Annotated in this window: 22 protein-coding genes; 12 read left to right on the plus strand and 10 right to left on the minus strand. The window is 49.1% G+C overall.

The window, feature by feature from the left end; genetic code table 11:
• Positions 1–17: 17 nt before the first annotated feature.
• A complete protein-coding gene (locus CFERDRAFT_RS05205) occupies positions 18–2,204 on the minus strand; it encodes a cation:proton antiporter domain-containing protein (protein ID WP_050770640.1) in 2,187 nt (728 codons plus the stop codon).
• A gap of 339 nt (positions 2,205–2,543) precedes the next feature.
• Between CFERDRAFT_RS05205 and CFERDRAFT_RS05210 the strand changes: the two genes are divergently transcribed.
• The 7 genes from CFERDRAFT_RS05210 (at position 2,544) to CFERDRAFT_RS05245 (ending at position 8,578) form a co-directional block, all read left to right on the plus strand.
• The gene (locus CFERDRAFT_RS05210; protein ID WP_006366169.1) at positions 2,544–2,870 is read left to right on the plus strand and encodes a DMT family transporter; all 327 of its coding nucleotides are present in this window, start codon (positions 2,544–2,546) and stop codon (positions 2,868–2,870) included.
• 3 nt (positions 2,871–2,873) lie between these two features.
• Positions 2,874–3,962, plus strand: coding sequence for a glutamate 5-kinase (proB, locus tag CFERDRAFT_RS05215; protein WP_006366170.1), 1,089 nt, complete (start codon positions 2,874–2,876; stop codon positions 3,960–3,962).
• 12 nt (positions 3,963–3,974) lie between these two features.
• Positions 3,975–5,231: a glutamate-5-semialdehyde dehydrogenase gene (locus CFERDRAFT_RS05220; protein ID WP_006366171.1), complete on the plus strand. Its 1,257-nt coding sequence runs from the start codon at positions 3,975–3,977 to the stop codon at positions 5,229–5,231.
• A 452-nt stretch (positions 5,232–5,683) separates the two neighbouring features.
• A complete protein-coding gene (locus CFERDRAFT_RS05230) occupies positions 5,684–6,040 on the plus strand; it encodes a type II toxin-antitoxin system HicB family antitoxin (RefSeq protein WP_006366241.1) in 357 nt (118 codons plus the stop codon).
• A gap of 13 nt (positions 6,041–6,053) precedes the next feature.
• Entirely contained in the window at positions 6,054–6,755 is a 702-nt protein-coding gene (locus CFERDRAFT_RS05235; RefSeq protein WP_006366172.1) for an ABC transporter ATP-binding protein, read from the plus strand.
• A gap of 81 nt (positions 6,756–6,836) precedes the next feature.
• The gene (locus CFERDRAFT_RS05240) at positions 6,837–7,091 is read left to right on the plus strand and encodes an AbrB/MazE/SpoVT family DNA-binding domain-containing protein (protein ID WP_040433229.1); all 255 of its coding nucleotides are present in this window, start codon (positions 6,837–6,839) and stop codon (positions 7,089–7,091) included.
• Between the two features lie 170 nt (positions 7,092–7,261).
• Positions 7,262–8,578 (plus strand): MFS transporter, encoded by a 1,317-nt coding sequence (locus CFERDRAFT_RS05245; protein ID WP_006366173.1) that lies wholly within the window; start codon positions 7,262–7,264, stop codon positions 8,576–8,578.
• A gap of 148 nt (positions 8,579–8,726) precedes the next feature.
• Here CFERDRAFT_RS05245 and CFERDRAFT_RS05250 read toward each other — a convergent pair whose 3' ends face one another.
• Positions 8,727–9,839 carry a DegT/DnrJ/EryC1/StrS family aminotransferase gene (locus CFERDRAFT_RS05250; protein WP_006366174.1) on the minus strand — a complete coding sequence of 371 codons (1,113 nt, stop codon included), beginning with the start codon at positions 9,837–9,839 and terminating at the stop codon, positions 8,727–8,729.
• A 259-nt stretch (positions 9,840–10,098) separates the two neighbouring features.
• On the opposite strand from CFERDRAFT_RS05250, the gene CFERDRAFT_RS05255 reads away from it, so the two are divergent.
• From CFERDRAFT_RS05255 to CFERDRAFT_RS05265, 3 genes are all read left to right on the plus strand, one after another.
• Entirely contained in the window at positions 10,099–11,529 is a 1,431-nt protein-coding gene (locus CFERDRAFT_RS05255) for a UDP-N-acetylmuramate--L-alanine ligase (RefSeq protein ID WP_006366175.1), read from the plus strand.
• A gap of 114 nt (positions 11,530–11,643) precedes the next feature.
• The gene (gap, locus tag CFERDRAFT_RS05260) at positions 11,644–12,648 is read left to right on the plus strand and encodes a type I glyceraldehyde-3-phosphate dehydrogenase (protein WP_006366176.1); all 1,005 of its coding nucleotides are present in this window, start codon (positions 11,644–11,646) and stop codon (positions 12,646–12,648) included.
• A 190-nt stretch (positions 12,649–12,838) separates the two neighbouring features.
• Complete coding sequence (locus CFERDRAFT_RS05265; RefSeq protein ID WP_198002400.1) at positions 12,839–13,294, plus strand: flavodoxin family protein; 456 nt, start codon at positions 12,839–12,841, stop codon at positions 13,292–13,294.
• A 105-nt stretch (positions 13,295–13,399) separates the two neighbouring features.
• Here the strand turns inward: CFERDRAFT_RS05265 and dnaJ are convergent, their stop codons facing one another.
• The 4 genes from dnaJ to prmC all read right to left on the minus strand — a co-directional run bounded on the left by dnaJ (position 13,400) and on the right by prmC (position 17,526).
• Positions 13,400–14,599, minus strand: coding sequence for a molecular chaperone DnaJ (dnaJ, locus tag CFERDRAFT_RS05270; RefSeq protein WP_006366178.1), 1,200 nt, complete (start codon positions 14,597–14,599; stop codon positions 13,400–13,402).
• 54 nt (positions 14,600–14,653) lie between these two features.
• Positions 14,654–15,247 (minus strand): nucleotide exchange factor GrpE, encoded by a 594-nt coding sequence (locus tag CFERDRAFT_RS05275; RefSeq protein ID WP_006366179.1) that lies wholly within the window; start codon positions 15,245–15,247, stop codon positions 14,654–14,656.
• A gap of 15 nt (positions 15,248–15,262) precedes the next feature.
• On the minus strand, positions 15,263–16,336 hold the full coding sequence (gene hrcA / locus CFERDRAFT_RS05280) for a heat-inducible transcriptional repressor HrcA (protein ID WP_006366180.1): 1,074 nt from the start codon (positions 16,334–16,336) through the stop codon (positions 15,263–15,265).
• Between the two features lie 296 nt (positions 16,337–16,632).
• The gene (gene prmC / locus CFERDRAFT_RS05285) at positions 16,633–17,526 is read right to left on the minus strand and encodes a peptide chain release factor N(5)-glutamine methyltransferase (protein WP_006366181.1); all 894 of its coding nucleotides are present in this window, start codon (positions 17,524–17,526) and stop codon (positions 16,633–16,635) included.
• Positions 17,527–17,713: 187 nt separating this feature from the next.
• Between prmC and CFERDRAFT_RS05290 the strand changes: the two genes are divergently transcribed.
• Both CFERDRAFT_RS05290 and proS read left to right on the plus strand, forming a co-directional pair.
• A complete protein-coding gene (locus tag CFERDRAFT_RS05290) occupies positions 17,714–18,454 on the plus strand; it encodes a DUF4412 domain-containing protein (protein ID WP_040433230.1) in 741 nt (246 codons plus the stop codon).
• 53 nt (positions 18,455–18,507) lie between these two features.
• Entirely contained in the window at positions 18,508–19,953 is a 1,446-nt protein-coding gene (gene proS / locus CFERDRAFT_RS05295; protein WP_006366183.1) for a proline--tRNA ligase, read from the plus strand.
• Between the two features lie 109 nt (positions 19,954–20,062).
• On the opposite strand, the gene CFERDRAFT_RS05300 is transcribed toward proS, so the two are convergent.
• The 4 genes from CFERDRAFT_RS05300 to CFERDRAFT_RS05315 all read right to left on the minus strand — a co-directional run bounded on the left by CFERDRAFT_RS05300 (position 20,063) and on the right by CFERDRAFT_RS05315 (position 26,092).
• On the minus strand, positions 20,063–20,653 hold the full coding sequence (locus CFERDRAFT_RS05300; protein WP_006366184.1) for a peroxiredoxin: 591 nt from the start codon (positions 20,651–20,653) through the stop codon (positions 20,063–20,065).
• Between the two features lie 657 nt (positions 20,654–21,310).
• The gene (locus CFERDRAFT_RS05305; protein WP_006366185.1) at positions 21,311–24,385 is read right to left on the minus strand and encodes an NACHT domain-containing protein; all 3,075 of its coding nucleotides are present in this window, start codon (positions 24,383–24,385) and stop codon (positions 21,311–21,313) included.
• Between the two features lie 267 nt (positions 24,386–24,652).
• A complete protein-coding gene (locus tag CFERDRAFT_RS05310; RefSeq protein WP_006366186.1) occupies positions 24,653–25,264 on the minus strand; it encodes a GyrI-like domain-containing protein in 612 nt (203 codons plus the stop codon).
• A 24-nt stretch (positions 25,265–25,288) separates the two neighbouring features.
• Entirely contained in the window at positions 25,289–26,092 is an 804-nt protein-coding gene (locus tag CFERDRAFT_RS05315; RefSeq protein WP_006366187.1) for a DUF4349 domain-containing protein, read from the minus strand.
• Between the last annotated feature and the right edge of the window lie 68 nt (positions 26,093–26,160).

A 26,160-nucleotide genomic window follows, 5' to 3' on the forward strand; every position in this document is an offset into this window, starting at 1 on the left:
CGGAAGGAGAGAGCCGGTTACCCGCCTTTGAACGAATCCGATATCTTTCTTTTATAGGCCGCGCCAACCCTGTCAAAAAACTGTTTAAAACCCTGAAACCGGCCGAAAGAATTTCTAACCGACTCAACCGCACTCTCTGCACCGGTATCGTCAATGCTGCCGCTCTGTACAGGATAGATCAGGATAAAGCTGTTTTTCCGGAAGAACCGGTTAAGATAGAGCGGAATTTTGGCCATTTTGCTGTGATAGGAGAGATGATTTTTCCGGCTCATGACAACGATGAGGTTATCATCATTTTTTATCTCCCGGGAGAGTACAAGAAAATCATTCCAGTCCCTGAAAACCTTGTATTCGGCATCGGAAATTGCAGCCGAATAGCGCTCTTTCAGAAAAGCAATGGTTGGCTGTGCTGCGTAAAGCACCAGTCGGCTTCCGGTGTTTTTCTGTATGATTATCAGTTTCTGCAGCCAGTGCTCAAAACCGATTTCATGTTCAGCTTCGGCAGGAATAACAACTATAGTCCGCCTGATTGTTGCCAGAGGCTGAACCGGCTTGTAGATAAAGGTTGTAACGTTGCACCGACCGAGTATGTTCTCCGATGCGCTGCCAAGAATAGTGTCAGTAAGCGGGCTTTTGTGATGCAAACCCATAATCAGGTCGGTGATCTTCTGCTCCCTGATCACACCGGCAATGCCGTTGACCAGATCACTGTCATAGCGGATCAGCGGAATCAGCTCATGATCGGTTGAGGAAGCTGAAACAGCGGCTTTTTCCAGAATTTTACCAGCATTCCTGGCGGCAGCATTATCGCTCATACTGTTATCGGCAACATGCAGGGCATAAAGGGCATTACGGGTTTTATGCGATTTAATGGTAATGCCGAGATTGACCAGTTCATCGACCGTAGTGAGATCGTTCATCGGAATAAGTATCCGTTCTTCAGCTGTCAGAACTCCTGTTTCAGTCACCTCCTCTGCCGCTTCGGCACGTGCAATATTCTCGGCCCCTCTCTGGCCGACAAAGGTTGCAAGGGTACAGGTGACAAGAACAAAAAGAATAGTACCATTCAAAACACTTTCGTTGAGCAGTCTGACGGGATTGCCTTCAAGGGTATAGCCGGTAATAATATTGTAGCCTATCAAAACCGTTGCAAGAGCCACAGCGGCATGAGCACTGATAAGCCCAAATATCAGTCTCCGCTGGTCAACTGAAAAACCGAAAAGCTTCTGGGTTATCCATGCAGAAAGATATTTGGCGACTGTAGCGGCTACAGTGATGACAATAGCCACCTTCAGGGTGTCATAATCCTTGAAAAAAGCCTGAATATTGATAAGCATGCCGACTCCGATCAGAAAAAACGGAATAAAAATGGCATTGCCGACAAATTTGATCCGGTTCATGAGCGGTGAGGTATGCGGGATCAGACGGTTGAGGGAGAGCCCGCCGAGAAATGCGCCGATAATTGCGTCAACACCGGCTGCCTCGGCAAGAAAGCCTCCGAGGAAGACCATTGCAAGCACAAAAAGGTACTGAAGCACGCTGTCATCAAAACGCTTGAAAAACCATCGGGCAATGACCGGAAAAAGGAACAGAACAACAAGCCCGAACAGGGTGATTGAAATCAGCAGCGTGATCCAGAAAGTGGTTGTCAGAACCCCGGAGCTCATGCCGGCAACAACAGCAAGAACAAGCAGGGCAAGGGTATCGGTAATCATCGTCCCGCCGATGGAGATATTCACCGCTCTGTTTTTTGCTATGCCGAGCTTGCTGACAAGCGGATAGACAATGAGGGTGTGGGAGGCAAAGATACTGCCGATAAGAATCGATGAAAGCAGTGAAAAGCCAAGGATATAGAGCCCTACAACAATACCCAGGGCAATAGAGATGAAAAAGGTGTAGAGGCCGAACATGATGCTGTTGCCGCTGTTTTTGCGAAAATCAGCAACATCTATCTCCAGCCCGGCAAGAAACATGATATAGAGCAGTCCAACCGTTCCGAAGAGAATAATGCTGCTGTCTCGAAGCATCAGATTGAGCCCGTGAGGGCCTACGAGTGCGCCTGCAATGATAAGCGTGACAAGGCTCGGAATTTTAAGCCGGTTGAGAAGAAGGGGGGCAAAAAGAATGATAAACAGTATCAGTGAAAACTGTAATACCGGATTTTTCAAAGGCAGAGATATATCAATCAGGCTCAGGAGCAGCATCATGTACAATCCAGAAGTTATTCACTTGTCCTGCCGGTACTCTCTACAGGACTGGCCATGCTTTCAAACCAATAAAAAAAGGCATGCCGACAGTGAATTGAGGGTTACGTTCTGCTGATAACAGGAAAAAGATCACCATCACTGATGCCTGCCTGTTTTCTTACCGGCAAAACCCTGTCCGGAAGCAAATATGCATATCTTTTCAGTTGAACACAAACCATCAGACAAGCCAGTACCGCCAGAGGAATTCCCGATAGCGCTATTGCACTGTAAAAGCAGTGATTATATTACCTGCACAACCAGAGATGGCGTTCCATCAAACATTTTGACTGCTCAACAATGCACTGGATCTACCTTATCATTGCAATCCTGTTTGAAGTATCCGGCACTACCTGCATGAAGTTCTCCTTCGGGTTCAGCAAACTTGTGCCGTCACTTTTTATCTTTATTTTCTACGCATTGAGCTTTACCTTTCTTTCGCTGGCACTAAAGGTATTGCCCGTCGCATTGTCTTATGCTATCTGGTCAGGGGTCGGAACAGCGGCAATTACCGTTATCGGCATCTTCTGGTTCGGAGAAGGTATCAATGCCATTAAACTTATCTCCCTCTTGCTGATTATTATCGGTGTAGCAGGGTTGCATTTCGGTCAGGAACAGGTTCACTAACAGATGAAGCATCAACAACAGCCTATCTACAGAAAGATTGTCGTAAAAGTCGGCACCAACGTCATTACCGGAAAAAATGGTCAGCTTGACCTTAAGATTCTCGGCAGCCTCACCACGCAAATTGCCGAGCTTCAAAAACAGGGAATCCAGATAATTCTTGTCTCCTCAGGTGCTGTAGGGGCTGGCCGATCAGTGGTAAAACTCTCAGGAACACTTGCTCCGGTTGCTGCTCGTCAGGTACTGGCTTCAACAGGTCAGATAAAGCTGATCAGCACTTACAATGATCTCTTTCTGCAGCACGGATTGATCACTGCCCAGATACTGGTCACCAAAGGGGATTTTCGTGACCGTCAGCATTATCTGAATATGCAGACCTGTTTTACATCCCTTCTGCAGCAGAATATAATCCCTGTTGTAAACGAAAATGACGCCGTTTCGGTGACCGAGCTGATGTTTACCGACAACGATGAGCTTTCCGGGCTCATTGCATCAATGATGGATGTTGAAGGATACATTATTCTCTCGCATGTGGACGGGCTGTTCGACCTTAAAACAGGCAATGGAGCCATCATCAGCGAAATTGACCCTTCGACAAAACACTTTCATCAGTATATCAATCCGGGGAAATCTGAGTTCGGACGCGGAGGGATGCTGACCAAATGTCATATAGCCCAGAAGCTCTCCCGGCTCGGAATAACCGTCCATATTGCCAACGGACGTACGCCGGGTATTCTGCTCTCGATTCTCAACGGGGAAAAAACAGGCACCAAATTTCTCGCGCAAAAACCGACCCATGGGCCGAAACGGTGGATTGCAAACAGTGAAGGGCTTGAAAAAGGGGCGGTTACCATCAACAAGGGGGCGGAAGAAGCGCTTGTGGGTGATGAACGGGCCAACAGTCTTCTGCCCGTCGGTATTGAATCCGTTGATGGGCGCTTCCTCAAGGGCGATATTATCAAAGTCTGTTCAACGGATGGAGCCGCGATCGGTTACGGAATGGCGCAATACAGCTCCGAAAAAGCACTCCAGGTGATGGGCAAGAATGGCCAGAAACCATTGATTCACTACGATTATCTCTACATAATATCTTGAAATCCGTAAAACATGCAGGAAACCATAATTCGACAGCTTGCTTCGGTGCAGCAGGCAAGCAGAGAGATCATCACCCTCAGCGATGCAGGCATCAACAGCGTGCTCTCTGACCTTGCACAGAAAATACCCCTGCACAGCGAAGAGCTGCTCAATGCCAACATGAAAGACCTTGAACGGATGGATCCAGCCGATCCGATGTTTGACCGTCTGATGTTGAACGCTGCACGTCTTCAGGGCATTGCCGGTGATATCCAAAACGTTGCATTACTCCCCTCTCCGCTTGATCTGGTGCTTGAAGAGCGGGAACTGCCTAACGGCCTTGGACTGAAAAAAGTAACCGTACCCATGGGTGTAATCGGCATCATCTATGAAGCACGCCCGAACGTCACCTTAGATGTTTTTGCGCTCTGCCTGAAGTCCGGAAATGCAACCGTGTTGAAAGGCGGAAGTGATGCATTGCATTCGAATATTGCCATTGTCAAGCTGATCCACTCGGTTCTCAGAGAGCACAACATCAATCCCGATGTGCTCTATCTGCTTCCGGCTGAACGGGAAGCAGCCGCCGTGATGCTCAATGCTGTCGGCTATATCGATATGATCATTCCCCGGGGCAGCCAGAAACTGATCGATTTTGTCCGCAACAACGCAAAGGTTCCGGTTATTGAAACCGGCGCCGGAATTGTACACACCTATTTCGATAAAAGCGGCAGCCTTGAGATCGGCAAAAAGGTCATATTCAACGCCAAAACCCGCCGTCCAAGTGTCTGCAACGCCCTTGATACGCTCGTGATGCACTGCGACCGCCTCAATGACCTTGCTGCCCTCGTGGAGCCCCTGCAGGAGAAGCAGGTGGTGCTCTTTGCCGATGAACCGGCCTACAGTAAACTCCAGGGGTTCTATCCTGAAGCGCTGCTGAAAAGGGCCGAACCGGAACACTTCGGCACCGAGTTCCTGTCGCTGAAAATGTCGGTTAAAACCGTCTCCTCTCTTGAAGAGGCTCTCGATCATATTGCCCGATACAGCTCCCGGCACAGTGAGGCGATCATAACGGACGACCCGTCAGTAAAAGCCACATTTCTCAAAAGAGTTGATGCCGCCGTTGTCTATGCAAACACCTCAACCGCATTCACCGACGGTGCACAGTTCGGCCTTGGAGCGGAGATCGGCATCAGTACCCAGAAGCTGCATGCCAGAGGCCCGATGGCCCTCAGAGAACTCACTACCTACAAATGGATCATCGAAGGTGACGGACAAGTGAGGCCGATGTGATGGGTGTGGAGAGATGTTGTTTCTAGCAAAGGACTCTGCATTATTGGGGAATAAAGTAAAATCAATTAATCAAAGCCATACCAGAGAAGAAAAAGGCAACAACAATGGGAGATATCCGGGGGTGTTCAGAAGATTGAAAGCGAAAAATCCATACACATCGCTTCATTATCTTTGCATCTCTTGTATAGTGATATCACATTTAGTATCATACATCTTGTAAGCCAAGCAGATAAAATCCTTCAGCAGATGCAAAACAATCCGCTGGACTGGCGGATTGAAAGTCTGAAAACCGTTGCCGGCGCTTACAACATCGAATGGCGGCAGCGAGGTACAAGCCACGTCGTTTTTGTTCGCGCTGATGGCCGGACGTTACCTGTCCCTGCTCATAGGCCCATTAAACCGGTATACATAAAGAAATTTGTTGATTTTGTAATGGAGTAATGGAGTGATCTATGAAAGATTTAAGCAAATACCCGTTTGAAATTCGTCCTCTTTCAAAAAAAGAGGGTGGTGGTTATATGATTTCATTTACTGACTTTTCAGAGTGTATTTCAGATGGCGAAACAATAGCGGAAGCAATTGAAAATGGTATGGATGCCTTGCAAGAAACGATTGCTGCCCTGGAAAGCCTGAACATGCCTGTTCCGGAACCAGATAGTGGTGGCTCGCACAGTGGCAAGTTTATTCAACGGGTTCCTAAAAGTATTCACGCCCGTTTGGTTATGAGAGCCAAACAAGAGGATGTCAGCATGAACTCTCTTGTACTATCCATACTCGCAGAGAGCCTGGGCAAGCGCGAAAAAGTTTAACAAAAAATTGACCATGCTTGAAGCCAGAAACATCACCAAGTCCTATACCCTTCCGGGGCAGCAGGCAATTCCGATTCTCAGGGGTATCAATCTCCTGATCGGTGAGGGAGAGATGGTTACCATTGTGGGCGCATCGGGCAGCGGCAAGACAACACTGCTCAATGTGCTCGGCACTCTCGACACACCCGACAGCGGAGAGATCCTCTTTGACAAAGAGCAGCTCTTCAGGGATAAAAAATATACCCTCTCGCCAAAAGCGCTGGCAAAGTTCAGGAACCAGAAAATCGGATTTGTCTTCCAGTTCCACCACCTCCTGAGCGACTTCACGGCTATTGAAAATGTTGCCATGCCGGAGTTCATCGCAACGGGAAAACTCCCTCCGGCAAAAAAGCGGGCCGCCGAGCTGCTTGAAAGCCTCGGTCTCTCTGAGCGGCTCGACCACCTTCCCTCGGAACTCTCCGGCGGAGAGCAGCAGCGGGTCGCCATTGCCCGCGCCCTGATGAACCGGCCAAAGCTTGTGCTTGCCGATGAGCCGAGCGGCAACCTCGACAGCAAAAACAGCCGCATGCTCTATGAGCTGATGGCAAAACTGAGCAAGGAACGCAAAACCTCCTTTATCATTGTCACCCACAACGAGGAGTATGCCGCCCTCTCCGACCGCTGCCTCCACATGCAGGACGGATTGCTGCACGCCGGGTTTGAAGCAGTTATGTGACACGCTAAAACCTATATTTGCTTTTCATTTAATCGATTACTAACATCAAACCAACCCTTCTTTTTGAAAAGGTAGAGCACTATGGAACAAGTCCGAGTCAGAAAAAGACTCCAGATTACTATTCCCACGCGTATTGCTGAATTGGCTCATATAAAGCCGGACGATATACTTGAGGTTTCTTTCAATAACGGAGTGGTCACCCTGATTCCGCTATCACGTAAAATACGGAATGATTCGCCGATGACTTATGCGGGAATCGCTCGGGGAATTTGGGGTAAAACAACTCAGGAAATTGAAGCAGAACATCAGAAAGCCCATGAATCCTGGCAACTTTAGCGAACTAACTCAATCACTAATAATGCAATAAGCTATTGCTAAACAGGAAAACCGAATGCAATTATAGCAGGGTGTAAATTTATCATTACCAACGACAGCGGCATCAAATCAAACAACCTCATTGAGGTAATCCATCTTTCCGCATTGCTGGCCAAATAAACTGCTGATCTATGAACGAGCGACCTTCGATCCATAAACTCGGGCCGGTTACCCTTGCACCCTCGGTTCTCCCCCATCATGCCTGGACCTATCTCTTCGCAGCTTTTTTCTCTATCGGACTGGTTACCTTTGTTTCAATCGGGCAGGCCTATATCCTCAATGAACACCTGAAAATCCCCACCTCCCGGCAGGGAACCATCAGTGGCAACCTTGTTTTCTGGACGGAGATCGTCACCCTGCTCTTTTTTGTGCCAGCCGGGGTTCTGATGGATCGTATCGGTCGCAAACCGGTCTACAGTGCAGGATTTGTCATTGTTGCACTGGCTTATGCGCTCTACCCTCTCTCCCGATCTATTGAAGAGCTGACCATCTACCGGATGATCTATGCGCTTGGTATTGTTGCCCTTACCGGAGCGCTCTCCACGGTGATGATCGACTACCCTGCCGAGCGTTCAAGGGGAAAACTTATTGCCATCACCGGATTTCTCAACGGCCTTGGAATTGTTGCACTGAACTCGTTTTTCGGCGGCCTGCCGCATCGGCTGGTCGCAAAAGGGTTCAGCGGCATTGATGCCGGGCTCTACACCCACTTCGCCATCGCCGGAGTTGCCCTGATTTCCGCTGTCGTTGTCGGATTCGGCCTTAAAGGGGGTACTGAAGTCCGCAAGGAGGAGCGCCCGCCTCTGCGCAACCTGCTCTCAAGCGGTATCAGTTGCGCCAAAAACCCGAGAATCCTGCTCTCCTATGGCGCAGCGTTTGTGGCCCGTGGGGATCAATCCATTATCGGGACCTTTCTGCCGCTCTGGGGAACAACGGCGGGAATCGCCATGGGCATGGAACCTGCTGAGGCGGTAAAGAAAGGAATGATGATCTTTATTATCTCCCAGGGAGCTGCTCTGCTCTGGGCGCCGGTTATCGGCCCGCTGATCGACAGGTGGAACCGGGTCACGGCACTGATTGTCTGCATGGGGCTGGCAAGCGTCGGCTATCTTTCACTTGGCCTTGTGGGTAATCCGCATGAACCGGGTTCAATCATCTTTTTTGTTCTTCTCGGTATCGGCCAGATCAGCTCCTTTCTCGGTGCTCAGTCACTTATCGGTCAGGAGGCGCCAAAAGCAGAGCGGGGATCGGTAATCGGGATGTTCAATATCTGCGGTGCAGCCGGAATCCTTGTCATCACAACTGTCGGAGGACGGCTATTTGACTCCATGAGCCCCAAGGCGCCGTTTATTGTTGTCGGCGCCATCAATACGGTTGTCATGCTTGCAGCGCTCTATGTCCGGATCAAATTCCCCGGCAGAGGCTACAGTCATGCAGAGCGCGAATGACACGAAAAGAAAAGGAAGAAAGTGGACGTGAGTGGACGAAGAAATGGTGGACAGAAGTGGACTCAAGTGGACAAGAGGAAGAAATTACCGGATAGTGAGTTCAGAGATATTACAACCCCCCGAGGAGGTCGGGGGAGTTGAAAAAATGTCAGGCGAGCAGAACCTCGCATATCCTCTCTACCTCCTCATCCTTCAGGTAGGGATGCATCGGAAGCGAAAAGACTCTTGAACTCATATCCTCTGAAACCGGGAAATCCCCCTCTTTATAGTTGAGCGAAGCATAGGCTTTCTGGAGATGCAGCGGAATCTTGTAGTAGATCATGGTCGGAATCCCCTCTTTCTGCAACGCCTGCATGAGCTGATCGCGCTCTGAAGATGAAGCGGCAAGAACGGAGTATTGCGCCCATGCCGACCTGTATCCTTCAGGAATCCGGGGTACCGTGACTTTTCCCTCAAGCCTCCTGCTGTAGGAATCAGCAACACGCTGGCGGGCATCAAGTTCGTCATCAAATATGGCAAGTTTTTCAAGCAGCACCGCAGCCTGGAAAGAGTCCAGTCTGCCATTGATCCCGATCCGTTCATTATTGTATTTGTCAACACCGCTGCCGTGAATCCTGACCGAACGCAGCAGCCGGTCAAGCTCATCATCATCAGTAAAAATTGCGCCTCCATCACCATAGCAGCCGAGCGGTTTGGCCGGGAAAAACGATGTCGCCCCGACAAGACCGAAACTGCCGGCCTTGCGCCCTCTGAAACTGCCGCCAAAACCCTGTGCGGCATCCTCAAGAATCCAGAGATTGAACGAGGCGGCGACCGCTTCGATACGCTCATAATCAGCCGGCAGCCCGAAAAGATCGATGGGAATAAGTGCCTTTGGCTTCAACCCTTTTGCAAGAGCCTCCTCGACACCCCTTCCGACAAGCTCGGGGTTGATATTAAAGGTTTCAGGACAAACATCAACAAAGACCGGCGTCGCACCGGCAAGACTGATCACTTCAGCAGTAGCAAAAAAGGTAAACGGCGTGGTCAGCACGGCATCCCCCGGTCCGATCCCTTTTGCAAGCAGAGGCATGAGCAGGGCGTCGGTACCTGATGAGCAGGAGACACAGTGACGTGAACAAACATAAGCGGCCAGACGTGACTCAAGCTCGGTCACTTCCGGCCCCATGATAAACTGGCAACTATCCACAATACGCTCAAGGCGCTGAAGAAGCGGTGTGCGAATCCGGTCTTTCTGTGAAAGCAGATCGATAAATTGCATGGTAATGGGGGGTAAAATCAATGATCAATTGAAACTGTAAGTCAAAATACAGCTTCATTTCATTCTTTCAAGCGCTGAGAACATTTCCCCCGACCGGCCCGGAGGGTGAAGCACAATCCTTCCCGCCCTGCCATTTCCGATAGAAGGTGACACGATCAGATTGAAACTGGGTTTTGTGCTCCATAGGATTTTTATGTATATAGTATAACAGATACGTTTATTTCGTGTCGCACAGTAATATGAAGACAATCTTCCCTGGATGAGCTCCTTCTACTTTCTCGGCATAGGCGGTACGGCAATGGCTTCGGTGGCCGTTGCACTCTCCCATGCGGGTCACGCCGTAACCGGCTCGGATACACAGCTCTATCCGCCCATGAGCACCTATCTTGAAGAGCATAATATCCCCTACTTCAATGGATTTGCTGTTAAGAATCTGCAGCATGCCCTGCCCGATTTTGTTGTTGTCGGCAATGCGATAAGCCGTGGCAACCTGGAACTCGAATATGCCCTTGATCATCATCTTGAACTGATCTCCATGCCGGATCTGGTACGCCAGCATCTGATCGAAAAAAACACCTCGATAGTGGTGGCCGGGACACATGGAAAAACAACCACAACTTCACTCGTCGCCTGGCTGCTTGAGCACGGCGGCCTTAAACCGGGTTTTCTTGTCGGCGGAATTCCGGAAAACTTCTCCATGGGATGCAGGCCTTCCGGCAGAATTGAAGCGGGTTTTTTTGTCAGCGAAGGAGATGAATACGATACGGCCTTTTTCGACAAGCGAAGCAAATTCCTGCTCTATCGACCCGATATCGCCATTATCAACAACATTGAATTTGATCATGCCGATATTTTCAGCTCGTTAGAGGATATCAAGCGCAGTTTCAGGCTCTTTGTCAATCTGATTCCCCGTAACGGCACCCTGATCGTCAACAGCGATGACCCGACAGCCATGGAGATCGCTTCAAAGGCATTCTGCCGGGTTGAACGGTTCGGTCTGAAAACAGATGCAGAATGGAGCGCCCGCAACATATCGGTAGCGCATGAAACCTCTACCTTTGATCTCTTTTACAAAGGAGAGCTCCAGGGATCAATCACGGTTCCGCTCTTCGGCAACTACAACATTATGAATGCCCTTGCCGCAACCGCTGCGGCTGTAACTGCCGGCCTCCCCTTTGAGGCGATCGCGAAAGCCATGCCCCTTTTTCTGAGGCCGAAACGGCGAATGGAGATCATCGGCACATACCCCGGAAATATAACCCTCATTGAAGATTTTGCCCATCATCCAACGGCAATTCGGGTAACGCTGGAAGCTATCGCAGAGCTCTACTCGGGCCGAAGGGTTGTAACCTGTTTTGAGCCCCGGTCCAACACAACCACCCGGAATATTTTTCAGCAGGAGCTCTCGGAGTGTTTCGGCCCGGCATCCATTGTCGTGATGGGAAAAGTTCACCGTCCGGACCGCTATAAACCTGAAGAGTGCCTCAACACCTCCCTGTTGCGGGAAGAGCTTCAGAAGCAGGGTAAAACGGTCTTTCTTTCCGGAGAAGAGCCCGGAGCCTATCCTGACAATATCGTTCACTTCCTGAAGCAGCAGATCCGGGATGATGATGTTGTTGTCGTACTGAGCAACGGCAACTTTGGCAATCTGAAAAACATGTTGAAGGAAAGTTTTATAAAAATTTCCTGAATATTTCAATTTTCATATTATATCTTCACTGATATTTTTTAAATAAAAACCGGCACAGCCCTGCCTGTTTTTTTGACAGCTAACACTAACGCAATACAAGACCGGAAGGACATTATGGCAAAAGTTAAAGTCGGCATTAACGGATTTGGCCGCATCGGGCGTCTGGTTTTCCGCCAGGCAATGGACAACCCGAAATATGAAATTGTTGCAATCAACGATCTCTGTGACCCGAAAACCCTTGCTCACCTCCTGAAATACGACTCCACCCACAAGAAGTTCAATGGTGAAGTCAAAGTTGAGGGTTCAAATCTTGTCGTTAACGGCAGGGTTATCACCATCACCGCAGAGCGTAACCCTGAAGCGCTTCCATGGAAAGCACTTGGATGCGATCTGGTTGTAGAATCAACTGGTATCTTCACGTCGCGTGAAGGCGCAACAAAGCATCTTACCGCAGGTGCAAAAAAGGTTATCATCTCCGCTCCTGCAAAGGATAAAATTGATGCAACCATCGTGCTCGGTGTCAATGGCGACTCCATCACCGGCAAGGAAGAGATCATCTCTAACGCAAGCTGCACCACCAACTGCCTTGCTCCCATGGTTAAGGTTCTGCAGGACAGTTTCGGAATCGAAAAGGGATTCATGACCACGGTTCATGCCTACACCAATGACCAGAACATCCTTGACCTTCCTCACTCCGACCTTCGCCGCGCCCGTTCAGCAGCGTTGTCAATCATCCCGACCAGCACCGGTGCAGCAAAAGCCATCGGCGAGGTTATTCCTGAACTGATCGGCAGACTTGACGGTTTCGCCATGAGAGTTCCTGTACCGGACGGTTCGGTAACCGACGTCACAGCAATTCTTAGCCGTGCAGCGTCAAAAGAAGAGATCAACGCAGCAATCAAGGCTGCTGCAGAAGGACCGATGAAGGGATATCTTGAGTATTGCACCGACCCGATCGTCTCCCAGGACATCGTCGGAAACCCTCACTCATGTGTTTTTGACTCTCTGTTGACCATGAGCTCTGGCAACTTAGTAAAGGTAGTCGGCTGGTATGACAACGAGCTTGGTTACTCAACCAGAGTTACCGATCTTCTCGGAATCTACTCGCAGTACGTATAACCTTTCTCACGAGAAAGAAATATTCTAAAAAAGGCGCTCCAACAGGGCGCCTTTTTTATTGCCCTCAACAGTTGATCAGGACGGCGTTCTTGGAGTTGACCGGCTGAATATGTAATTTTACGTTTAGTTCCAGTCTGCCAATAAGCCGCAACCATTCACTTCTCCCATGACCAATACAGCTTCCAAACCTATGAAAGCCCTCATCCTGTTCGACAGCAAAACTTCAGGAGGATCGACCGAACAGCTTATCGATGCAATCGGCCGGGAACTTGCGGCAACCGGTGCATACGTGGAAAAAGCCAAATGCAAAAGTCTGGGGGATTACAGCTTTGTGGAGGAGTTTGACGTTATCATCATGGGCGCCCCGATCTACTACCTGATGGTCTCTTCTGAACTGCTCGGCGCACTCCTGCAAAGCAACCTGAAAAAGTTTCTGCAGGGCAAAAAAGTCGGGCTCTTTCTTACCTGCGGCAGCCCGGAGCTGATGGCAAACCTGCTCTATCTCCCCCAGTTGAAGCTCAACCTTGCCGGCACAACAACACTTGCTGAAAAGATTTTTGCCCCGAATCAGACTTCCGATCCGCTCATCATCAAAAATTATGTCACGGAGCTGGTTGCTGCCTACCGGAAAACAGAGACCGAATAACAACAGTCTGCCGATACGGTACTCCTCCGGAGCTGAAAAAAAATATCCCTGAACAGAAAAACCCCGATGAAACGGGGTTTTTCTGTCTGGAATCCAGGCTTATTCTCATGAAAAGATGTCGCGGGCTTTTTCAAAAAAGCTCTTGGCATGAGGGTCGTTATGAGCGTCAGGAGAAATTCCCTGCGATTTCTTCAGCTCCTTCAACAGCTCCTTGTCCTGATGGGAGAGATCTTTCGGAACATAGACATTGACCTTCACATACTGGTCTCCACGTGACGATCCTCTCAGATGACCGATACCATATCCCGGTATGCGAAGCATGGTCTCCGGCTGTGTCGAGGGAGGAATGGTGAGCTTGACCGCTCCGTCGAGCGTGGGAACGTCAACTTTCGTGCCAAGTACAAGATCAGGAAAACTTACCGCAAGCGTATAGACCACATCGTCACCATTGCGAGAGAAGAGGTCATGAGGAATCTCCTCAAGCACCACAATCAGATCTCCTGCAGCACCACCTCTCGGCCCGGTATTGCCCTGACCGCGCAGGGTGAGATAGTTGCCGTCCTGCACACCTGCCGGAACCGTGACCTTGACCGTAACCTCTCCAAGCTTGATCCCCTCCCCGTAACAGGAGGTACAGCGATCCTTGATAATCCGGCCTTCGCCTCCACAAGTGGGACATGCGGCAATATTGACAAACTGGCCGAACATGGTTTTTTGGGCCTGGCGAACCTCACCGGTGCCATTGCAGGTCTTGCAACTCTCGGTAGCTCCTGATTTGGAGCCGCTGCCGTTACACTCCTTGCATGCAACCTGCTTTTTGATCTTCAGTGTTTTATCGACACCTTTGGCAATCTCCTCAAGGGTCAGTTTCAACCGGATTTTCAGGTCGGTTCCCTGGATGCCGGCTGATGCCCGCCCCTTTCTGGCTCCGCCACCTCCGCCAAAAAACTCCTCAAAGCCGAACGGTGCACCACCGCCAGCTCTTGACCTGCCGCCGCCGAACATATCGTTGACTGCACTGAAAATATCGCTGAAGTCACTGGCTCCGCCATACTGCCCGCCGCTGCCTGAAGCTGCTGAAGAGCCGACTCCTGCATGACCGAACTGATCATAACGGCGCCGCTTGTCATCGTTGCTCAATGCTTCATAGGCTTCATTGACCTCCTTGAAATGCTCCTCTGCATCCTTGTTATCAGGATTTTTATCAGGATGAAACTGAACCGCCAGCTTTCTGTATGCCTTTTTTATTTCGTCCTTGGTTGCCGAACGGCCAACGCCAAGAACCTCGTAATAATCTTTCTTCATAATATCACCAGCAAATTTGCTTCTCTTTTGTTCATTGTAAAAAATCGGAATATGCTATCTGGCTACAATGACCTTGGCATGCCTGATAACCTTTTCACCCAGAAGATAACCGGTCTGATACTCTTCAATAATGGTATCCGGTTCTGCTTCAGGATGATCAATCTGGGAGATCGCTTCATGAAAATTGACATCAAGCTTCCCGCCTATCGACTCAATCGCTTTGACGCCCTTCTGTTCAAGCCAGCGATCAAGACTTTTCCTGACAAGTTCTACTCCGGCAATATAGGGCGCGGCTTCACTTGCAGCTTCTGTATTTGATGGCGCGTGAGCAAGAACACGCTTGACATCATCGACAACCGGAAGCAGTTCCCTGATAATATTCTCAAGTGCACGCGAAGAGGCCATCATGGACTCCCGCTCCTTCTGCTTGCGGAAATTCTCAAAATCCGCCGCTCTGCGAAGCAACTCGTCACGAAATTTATTAACCTGCTCCTGCTGACGAACAAGCTCGGCTTCAAGTTCAGCTACCCTGTCAACCGGCAGATCACTTTCGGCTCCTGACTGCTCCGGGGATGTTACCTCTTCCGGTACAGCAGTTTCCTGATTCTCCTTATTACTCACGGGTTCATTCGTTGCGTGCTTAGTCATAAATATATTTTCTTGTTAGTTAACATCCGACAGTTTTGCTGACAAAGAGTCAGCCATATAGTTGATTACACGTACAGCGTGTTCGTAATCCATACGTTTCGGCCCGAAAATACCAATTTTCCCGACCATATTCCCAATATAATAGGGTGTTGAAACAATGGTTAGCTCTTCGGCCTGCCGTTCACTGTTCTCCTTGCCGATACTGATGGAAATATCGATACCGGAGGGCCTGATCACCTCAACCAGGGGGCCATTGTTTTCTACCAGCTTGGCCATGCTGAACTTGTCCTCAATCATCGTAATGAGATCGCGTACCTTATCCGGCTGCTTGAACTCGGGCTGATCGACAATGTACTCTGTACCGGAAATATAGAGCCGCTCAAAAATAGGGGACTCGTCAAAAAGTGTTCCTGCTGAACGGACAACAAGATTTTTCAGGGCAGCGTCACAATCACAGTCATAAAGTCGTTTTGCAATGCTCCGACGGATTTCAGCAAGTGTCAATCCGGCGAGTCGTTCATTGATCACATCGACAACATCATCAACAGTCTGCCGTGATACCTCAAGATCAAGTTCCATCACAATGGTCTTGACAAAGAGCGACTGAATGGACAAAATAACCATCATTCGTGTCGAACTCAGAAGCACCATGTCAAGTTTTTCAAAGATCGCGTTTGAGAGTGTCGGTGAGAGCACAACACTCAGATTTCTTGAAATTGAACCAAGCACTTTGGCCGCCGACAGCAGCACATCGGCCGAGGCCCCCTTGCGTTCAATGCCGAACTGGCCGATATTGGCGTCAATGCGCTGTTTCTCCTGTTCATCAAGTGACTGGACCGTCATAATCAGGTCAACGTAATAACGGTAACCCTGATCGGTAGGAATCCTGCCTGCCGAGGTATGAGGCTGGCTGATATATCCTGCATCTTCAAGCTCGGCCATGACATTGCGGATCGTCGCATCGGAAAGGCCGAGTTTGTAGTTCTGGGCAATATAGCGAGAGCCTACCGGGGCAGCGGTAACAACATAGCTCTGAATAATTATGCCGAGTACCTGCCGCTCCCTTGCGTTAAGATTACGTGATGTCATCAACGTAGACCATAGTCAGTCCCTTTGGTTTCAGGAATATACATTTCACCCTTCCCGGAAGTTCCGGGGGTTGGAATCAATGTGCTACAATATAGTGCTGTGGAAGCGTTTTTACGAAAAAAACGCGACCCGGAGAGACTCTCTCTCTTGCTGGCAATCAAAAATAACAGGGGTATCGCCTTATACTGCCATAAGCGGTTAGAGAGCAAGGCGGACGGAGTAACGTATCGTCAGGTTATAACAAAAGAGATAATTCCGAGCCTCTACTCCTCAACACGCCCCACCGGGTATAAATTTCAATCGACGAGTCTACCCGAGATAACCCGGTCAAGTCCGGAATAGTCCTTGGTGACCGTCAGAGCTGAAAATCCATGACTTTTCATGATCTCTGAAACCAGAACCGCACCATCGGCATGCAGTTCAAAAAAGAGTTTTCCTCCCGCCGTCAAAAGCTTTGCGGCCTGCCCGGCAACGGACCGGTAACACTCAAAACCATTCGGAGTCGTCAGTGCAAGTTTCGGCTCATAATCCCGAACCTCCTTCTGAAGAGAGTCCCACTCACCCTCCGGAATATACGGTGGATTGGAGAGAATGAGGGTAAACGGCCCTGTGGAAATCTTTTCCGAAAAATGATCGTCAAGCATATCAGCCGTAACAAATGAAATCCGTGACTCGACACCGTGACGCCCGGCATTCCGGCGGGCAACGGCGAGTGCATCCAAAGAACAATCGACGGCCGTGGCTGTAAGCGCCGGGCAGAGTTTTGCCATGGTTACAGCAATACATCCACTCCCTGTCCCGATATCCAGAATGTTCGCTTCACCCGGGCCTCCTCTGCTGGAATAGCCGAGAGATTCAAGCGCCTGCTCCACAAGCAGTTCGGTTTCCGGACGGGGAATAAGAACCCGCTCATCAACACTGTACTCCAGCCCGTAAAAACACTGCTCTCCAAGAATGTACTGCACCGGACGACCCTCAAGCCGCTGGCGGCAAAGAGCCCGGAAACGATCAAGCTCATCCTGGTAAACCGGTCTGCTGTACTGCAGATAGAGTTCAAGGCGGCTCTTGCCTATAACGCTTCCAAGAAGCAGTTCCGCGCTCAGACGAGGCTCATCAACATTTTTTTCTGTAAAAAAACCGGCTGTTCTCCTGAGCAGTTCAACAACCTGCCACTCTTTATATTCTTCCATGCCTCTCTGTTAATGCCGGCATGCACACTGCACGTCCAGAACAGACCAGACTGTGCAATACCGGAGCAATTCGTTTTAAAAAAGTCATAAGAGAGGTAACATTACAAAAATTACATTAGCTTTTACCTATGATAGATACGATACCGCGCCTAATCCGACCAACTGACACCCTTAACGCCACGATACGATGAAAAAAATCCTGCTTCTCCTCCTCATCATGCTCTCTCTTTGCTTTGCAGCTCCTGCTTCTGCTGCAGCGAAATTTACCGGCATCATGGATATGTCGCTAAAACTGCCGAGTGGTTCCGCACTGGTAACCTACACCTTCGGCAGCGGCACCCAGCGCATGGATATGCTCATGCGAATGAATAAAATACCTGAACCGCTGAAAACCTCCGTTATCACCAGAGCATCCAGTCCCGACCAGGCTTATATCATCAATCATGAAGCAAAAAGCTACACAATAGTCAATCTCAAAACTGCTGCCGAAAACTCACTGCTACTTGATTTTGACACCAACTATAAACTTGCAAGGCTTGGAATGCAGGTTATAAAAGGTTACACCTGCGAACATATCAGCCTGACCAGCACAACCGAAAAGCTCGAACTCTGGGTAACGCGCGACCTTGGTGATTTTTCCACCTTCAGAATCCTTCAGTCGCAGAATCCGCGCCTCTCCAATACCTCACTTTCGCAAACCCTCAAGAGCGCAGGCATAGAGGGATTTCCCGTCAGGATTATCCAGAAAAACGATAACGGCCTCTATGTTCTGGAGCTCATAAAAATTCAGCCAAAAGCGGTTCCTCCATCCGAATTCGCTGTCCCTTCTGGATACGTAAAGGTTGAAAACAATCAGAAACCCCTCGGCACGCAGCAGAAAGCGCATCTTAAAAACCTTATGGAAAAAATGAAAAAGTTTGAAAAGTAGGTTGTATATTTTTTCCATCTTTTTTTCAGTAATAGCAATCATTTACCGACACCGTGGCAGATAAAATCACAACCAGAACCGAGGACTATTCCCAGTGGTATATTGACCTTGTACGTTCAGCAAAACTGGCTGACTACTCCGATGTACGGGGCTGTATGGTCATCAGGCCGAACGGCTATGCGATATGGGAGAAGATGCAGGCAGCACTTGACCGGATGTTCAAGGAGACCGGGCACGTCAACGCCTACTTCCCGCTCTTCATTCCTGAAAGCTTCATTGCAAAGGAGGCCGAACACATTGAAGGGTTCGCTCCCGAATGCGCAGTTGTCACCCATGGCGGAGGCGAGGAGCTGGCTGAAAAGCTCTATGTGCGTCCAACGTCCGAAACCATCATCTGGTCATCCTACAAAAAGTGGATACAGTCCTACCGTGACCTGCCGATACTGATCAACCAGTGGGCAAATGTTGTGCGCTGGGAGATGAGAACCCGCCTCTTCCTCCGAACAACCGAGTTTCTCTGGCAGGAGGGCCATACCGCCCATGCCACCCCTGAAGAGTCACAGGAGGAGGTTATGCGCATGATCAATGTCTATAAAACCTTTGCCGAAGAGTATATGGCCATGCCGGTCATTATGGGCAAGAAAACCGACAGTGAAAAGTTCGCCGGTGCGGTGGAAACCTACTGCATTGAAGCGATGATGCAGGATACCAAAGCACTCCAGGCCGGAACCTCCCACAACCTGGGTCAGAACTTCGCCAAGGCGTTTGACTGCCAGTTCCAGACAAAAGAGAGCACGCTTGACTATGTGTGGGCAACAAGCTGGGGAGTCTCGACACGCCTGATCGGCGCATTGATCATGGCCCATTCGGATGACCGCGGTCTGGTGCTGCCGCCGAAACTGGCAACCCGCCAGGTTGTCATCATTCCGATTCTCCGGGGCGACAAGGCTGCTGTGCTTGCAAAGGCAGAGGCCATTGCCGACTCGCTGAAAAAGAGCGGCATACCTTCCTTTGTGGATGGAAGCGAACAGAACTCTCCCGGCTGGAAGTTCGCGGAGTATGAACTGCAGGGCATTCCGATCCGTATTGAGCTCGGCCCAAGAGATATCGAGAACAACATCTGCATAGCTGCCCGCCGCGACACGCTTGAAAAAACAGAACTTGCGCTCGACGACACCCTTCCGCTGAAAATCAGTGAAATCCTCAACGGCATTCAGCAGAATCTTTACGACAGAGCGCTGCTCTTCCGTGATGAGAACACCTTTGAAGTCACGAGTTACGATGAGTTCAAAAAAGCTATCGAAAAGGGATTTGTGATCGNCCACTGGGACGGCACTGCGGAGACAGAAGCGAAAATCACGGAGGAGACCAAATCAACCATCCGGGTGCTCCCCGAAGAGGCCGACTACATTGAGCGCTACAATATGCGGATACCGGGCACCTGTATCTACTCAGGCAAACCCGCTGCACAGAAAGTTGTTTTTGCAAAAGCCTACTGAGGAGTCCGGTCAGTTACCGCACAAAAAAATCCCCCGTTCTGTCAGGCAGACCGGGGGATTTTTTTATGCAATCTGATTACGGAATAAATTTATAACGGAGCCCTGAACCTTAAGCCTCCTTGAAGAACTCCTTCAACCCGTCATCTGTCGGCTTCATGGTCTTGTCACCCTTGTTCCAGTTTGCCGGGCAAACTTCGCCATGCTCTTCGGTAAACTGCAATGCGTCAACCAGACGAAGCACCTCATCAACATTGCGGCCAAGCGGCAGATCGTTGACAACCTGGTGACGGACAACACCCTCCTTGTCAATCAGGAAGAGGCCTCTAAGAGCAATTCCGGCACCCTCAAGCAGCACATCGTAGTCTGCCGAAATCGTCTTGTTGATATCAGAAAGAAGGGTATAGGTTACACCCTGAATACCGCCCCTGCTTCTCGGGGTCTGCAGCCATGCAAAATGGGAGAACTTTGAGTCAACCGAGCAGCCGATCAGCTCAACATTTCTCTTCTTGAACTCATCGAGCTTCTCCTGGAATGCGTGCAGCTCTGTCGGACAGACAAAGGTGAAATCAAGCGGATAGAAAAAGAGCACAACATACTTTCCGTGGTATAAGGAAAGCTTGCATGAATCAACAAACTGCGAGCCGTTGACAACTGCTGCAACATCAAAATCCGGCGCCTTGCGGCCGACTAAAACACCCATGGTATTCTCCTTGTCTGATATAAAGTTACGTGAAAACAATTAAAATGGACTAATTTTATCCAATATAAGATTTCCCATCTATTCCTGCAAATAATAAAGAGCTTAACACCCTTAAAAAGTTCACAGATAATGTATCCTGCCCTGTTATTTCAGCTCCAAACGTTGTTCAGGTTCGCCTTGAGGAGATCGTTCAAGAGGCTCACCTTTCCATGCTCCCACAGCGGCTCAAAAAGCCCCGGATACCACCCTGCCGCATTCCTCTTGCGTACAAACAACAAAAAATCCAGTACTTCCCGGGCTAATGGTTCATAAAGGGGCTCGGCTTCGTGTTTCAGTTGTTCTATGGCAGTCGTAATACATTAGCAATAAAGCAACTACGATTTTGCTCCAGATGGCGGATCCGAAAAAAGATGGCTATGCCGTTCAAGCACGTCCTCGATGCAGAGATCAATAAGACTTGTTCCTCTTCTGTTCTTGCAACGAACCAAATTACGATAAGGGTACGGATAATTGGAGATTACCAGAAAAATGCCCCCCCCCCACAGCACCAATTCATGCCACTATACTTAATCAGCTATAGCAATGGGTAAAGCTTTGAAATGATTGAATTAAGATCGTCAGCCTTGTTTGATTTCTAAACAATTTCACGAACAGGAGCTATTTCTTGTCATCCAAAGTTGCAAGAACTTCTTTTCCTGCATTACCGAGGGCGACAAGCAGTTCACGATGCCTATAACTTGATTTTCTGTTAACAAGGCTCTCCTTAATGAGGTCCGCTATAGTTCTATCGTCCCATGGTTCGTGCCTATACCATCCCACAATAAGCGCACCTATAAAATCTACGTCTTTTTTTGATGCGATTTCTTGAAGAAAAACATCGCATTCACCCCATAAATCAAAACTGAAGGTTTCACGAGGCAACAGCTTCTGGACAGAGAACGCCCAGCCAGCGAAACGAGACTGCTGAGGTGCTGCATCACGCCAGATACGATAAAGAAAAAGCAGTAACTCTTGAGAGGGTTTTGGGCTCCATAATCCGTTTTCCCCAATCCACGCAAGTGCCCAGGTTGCTGGCATTGAAAGATGGGGATCATCACAATAAACCAATGGCAATAATGACTCATAAAGTAGCTGATAACGAGAATCTTCCGTTGTGTTTTCAATTCCAAGCAACAGTCTTTGCTGACTATAAAAAGCTAAAAGCATTGATGCCAGAGCTGCATGAACTTTTTCAATTCGCCCCCCACTCTTCAGAACTCCCACCAGTGAATCGATCAACGCGTCTGAAGGTTTTTCGGTTTTGTAATCTGGCAAATAGAGATAAGAGGCAATAATCGGTTGAGCATAAACATACCGTTCCCAATCCTTATCGGCTCCAAAATATGCGTCGGTCACTAACTGCATGAATAGTTCACCAAACTTGCCGCGCAATAAACCCGAACTATCCGAACTATCGCCAATACTCTTTTGCTCTCCCAAATGAAGTAATGCAACTCGCAAAGTCGCAGGTGTCACCTGGACTTCGTCAAGCAGACACTGCATGAGAAGCGCCGCAGGAGGGGAAAGCATAATTGGTGAACTATTCTCTCCAGAATAATCCTCAGTAGCCCGAATTAATCGCGTAACCGTTGCCTCTGCTCTTCGCCCAGCCATGACTACCGCAAGCGGAATTACTTCACTCCATCGTTCATCATCAAAATGTGGCTCCAGTAAATCCGCCAAACTTTGACCTCCATCGCGACCGGGATACTGTTCTTCAACAAAACCACGGGCAGCAAGATACTCCTGAAACGTCAAATGCCGAAATTCGTATACCGGTTGCAATTCTCCAGCAATGCGCTCATGACCAGTCTGCATCAGAAGGCTGCTGCGATACTCAATACGCCTGACAAATTCCTCCGGACTTATACGAATAAACTGGAGTTCTGCCTCCAATTCACTCTTGGCCTGTTGAAGCAATTTCAGAAGAGCTTTCTGTCCAATCTGTTGTATACCCTTGGCCATCATGGTGCAAGCAATGTAAGAGAGCTGCGCTTTTGTTTCTTCGAGATCCATCGGCGCAAAACCTTCAGTATTCCACGTTCGAATAAGCACACGAACGGCCTCATGGTAGAGTTCAACCCGACGGCTCGGCAAATCGCCAATGCAGCGTCGAACAACAAGAATAGTTGTCAACATCAATGGATTCTCTGCCAGAACTCGAATGCGCACGTTATTCCAGATTGTGTCGGCCAACAACCGGGCATCTGACCGGACTTGGTCAGTATCTCCAACGACCTCAACATGCCAGCGCTCACAGAGACGCTCTACATCATCTTTGGAGAACGGCGCCAGTCTGGCCTGGTCACAGACACTGGCGATCACACCAGCCACGTGCCGAAAACCAGCCTCACGCGAAGTTACCAGCAGGGTAACATGGGGAAACATGGCAACAAATGTCCGTAGGTGCTGGGCAAAGGTATGCCTCGCACCCTCATCGGAAATCTCATCAAGACCGTCAACCAGCAGTAACGCCTTGCCCGAACACAGACGCTCATGAAGTCGTTCATGGAAAGCCGCAGCTTCGTCTACGCTTAATCCTGCGTGCTGAGAAAGATCGTCCAGCAGCTCCAGAATCGGGCGATGAGCACGATGTTTAAGTTCCCGGCAACGAAGAAATAATGGAATCCAATCACGTTCAGGAAGGTTATCATCAACTTCTGTGCGACGTTCAGGAGCGGCATAGGCTATAGCCAGTCGCTTAAGCAATGTGCTTTTTCCTCCACCCGGAGAAGCCAAGATTGCTGCATGTTGATGTGAACAGATAAATTTGCCCACGGACTCAATCGATTCCGACTTATCATACTTCTTCTTGCCGCTCTTTTCAGCTTTCGTCACGATATTCAGCGGAACAAACAGTCTCTCCAGCCTCATACGCGCGGCACTGAGGTCAGTATCAGCAGGCAGACCATCAAGTTGAATATATCCGCATTCTTCACTGATCCACTGACAATACCGTTTGGATACTGCATTACGAAGCTCCTCCCGGTCAGGCACAGGAGGAGATGGTACAAGGTAGTGCAAACGATGCAACGATCCTTTAGAACTGCGATCTGCCTTGATAATAAGAGAAGCTACGGATTCCGCTAGAGGTGTTCCGTCTGCGTGAATCAATGTAAAATGCGTCCGCGCTTTTCCCTCTGAGTAGAACACGGCCCACAGGTAACCCATATCGTGACCGAAGAGTTCAACTCCATCAAGCACAGCCTCATTTAGACCGGCATACTCGGCGCAATGGCCAGCCTTTTCAATAGCCTCCGTTAGATTTACTAACGCTCGACACCGCTGCAGTTCCTCAATCACCTTTTTCCCGTCGATCAGAATAACGCGTTTTTGCTGACTGGTTTCAAGCTCCTGCTCCTTTCCGGTTTCCCGAAACCCGCTTAGTGAAACGAAATAGCCTGCCACTTGTGTTGGATTCTGCTTATCTCTTTCACGTTCAAGCACTCCAAAAAATTTGTTGAGATCTTCCCCACCAATCTTGTCAGAATGGGCTTTGCACTCGGCGACCATGAAACGTGGCTCCAGACGGTGCGTTCCATGAATATCCACCTCTCGACCGGACTTGTGCACATTCAATCTCAAATCGTCATATCCAAGTGCAAAGAAAAGATCGTTGACAAGCCGCGTGAATAAATCACCAGATGCGTTTTTCGTCGAAGCGAGAAGTTTGATTGTTGACGGTATTTGCATAGGGCCAATCTTTAATTACAACGTTCATCATGCTGATTTCGACCTCTCAATTTCAATCAGACAGACCATTCTGTTTTGAAAAAAGACAAGATCGTTTTATCGAAAGAACATCCCGAAAACGGCCTCCATTAACCGCTATATCCAGAATAAAATAACGATTAATTACATCGCACCAATAGCCTTATTGCCATAATCAGCGAACTAACGATTCGAGCGAATCGAGTGCAAAGAATTTTTGATGTAATACGAAGTAAAAAGTGGTCGCCATCACTGCATGGGCTGGCGGATGATGGTTTTCCATTTTGAGGGGTCGGCTCTGCGGATGTCGCTCAGGTAAATTTCATGGTGTTTTCCCCTCAGCCGGCAATTACCGGCTTCAATAAAGCGGTGAACCTTTTCAATGGTCGGGCCCTCTTCGGAGAATGGGCCGATGTGCATGATCTGGGCACTCCTCCCTTCCGAAAAGAGTTCAAAACGCATTTTTGCAAGAGCTGCAGGGTTTTTCCTTGTCTTCACCTCCTCAAGAGCCCGTTCGACAAGCTCCAAAGTCACAAATGAGGGCTGCATGATCATCGCCGTCCATTTCCATCTGGATTTGTCACCGGAAGCGAACACCGCCATATCTTCCGCCCACCAGAGCGATTCAAGCGGAAGAACAGCGTAGTCGATGACCATATCTCCCTTTTTGACCATGAACTTCAGGGTATAGGCAACAGAAAAGAGGGCTTCAATGGCATCAGAGTATGCCTGCGCAGTATTGGGATCACCTTCGCCATCCACCATAAGAAAGTTCATTGGAGGAACATCAAGCTCAACCACCTCCTTGGCTGATGGCTGGTAGAGTTGCTTCAACTCCTTTCTGAAATCAATCTTTTCCATTTACTCCTCCCGATAACACAACACTTATGGCTGTTTCTGTTTTTTCGCTGCTTTTTTCGCACCAATTCGCCTGATCATGATGACAACAATCGGAATAATGATGAAAAATGGCCAGGCATTGACCATAATCACTATAAACTGTACGAGATTATTCCACCCGTTTTTGAAGCCGACTCCGAAATCGGAAAGGAAGGTGGCAGGTGCTGATATATTTTCATAAAAGGTAATGGTCAGCGAGCTCAAGGCAACCGCATCCCTGAGATAGAGGAGTCGTCCCTCAACAGATTCAATCTCCGAACGCAACTCTCCGATCTGTTTTTCAATCGCAAGAATATCCTCTATTTTACCGGCCTTGCCCAGCAGCTCCCGGTAGCGTTGCTCGGTCTCCTTTTTAACCTTCAGCCTTGCCTCCACATCGATAAACTCTTTGGTGACATCGGTAATGGAGATATTTTTCTCGTCAAATCCCTCTACCCCCTCGGTGACCTTGCGGACAAAAGAGTCAAACTTTTCAGCAGGAACCCTGACCTCGACTTTCTGCTCAACTTTATCGCTGTACCTGTTTTCACTCTCCTTTGCCATGAAGCCGTCACTCGCTCTGAGCGCTGCGTCGATTTTTGTTCTTGTCTCCTGAAGAGAGCCGGTCTGGAAGGTGATTACGCCCTCCTTTATTATTTTTCTGCTCTCGACTGCAAGTTGCCTTTCACTCGATACAACCTGAGCTGCCGGTGCCGGACCTGATCCCGGGGCTTCCTGTTTACCGCTCCCGCAACCGGAAACAAGAAGCGCCAGAAGGCTGTAACGCAATAACTTTACAATAGTTCTCATGATTTTGCTCTTTTAATCAATAAAGAAGGAGCCAATCCGACTTATCTTTAAAGATAAACTAATGGCTG

Origin of the sequence: Chlorobium ferrooxidans DSM 13031, from assembly GCF_000168715.1 — a bacterium.
In the GTDB taxonomy this organism is placed as follows: domain Bacteria; phylum Bacteroidota; class Chlorobiia; order Chlorobiales; family Chlorobiaceae; genus Chlorobium; species Chlorobium ferrooxidans.